The following is a 284-nucleotide window of genomic DNA, read 5'->3' as shown; positions in this document are numbered from 1 at the left end:
CGTGGCGACGCCCTGCCCGACCTCGAAGACTACGATTACCCGGGCCGCTTCATCGACCGCGAGCGCGGCAAGCACCTGGCCAAACGCGCCCTCGAACGCCACCGCAGCGACTTCCAATTGGCCGAAGGCAAGAGTGATCAGCCACTGCTGGTCAGCGGCCACTTTCTCGCCCTGACCGAACACCCGAAAGCCAAATGGAACGACCTCTGGCTGCTCACTGAAGTCCTGCACGAAGGCAAGCAGCCGCAAGTGCTCGAAGAGTCGGTGACCAGCGACACCACCGC

The 284-nt window shown here is 63.7% G+C and carries 1 protein-coding gene; it reads left to right on the top strand.

Annotated elements, in window-relative coordinates; genetic code table 11:
- Nucleotides 1–284: contractile injection system protein, VgrG/Pvc8 family (locus AAEZ10_RS27250; protein ID WP_350571789.1), on the top strand; the 284-nt coding region annotated here is incomplete at both ends.

Source organism: Pseudomonas sp. H26/SER47-MNA-CIBAN-0231 (genome assembly GCF_040310465.1).
Taxonomy (GTDB): Bacteria; Pseudomonadota; Gammaproteobacteria; order Pseudomonadales; family Pseudomonadaceae; genus Aquipseudomonas; species Aquipseudomonas atacamensis.
This window is presented reverse-complemented; position numbering and strand designations above follow the sequence as displayed.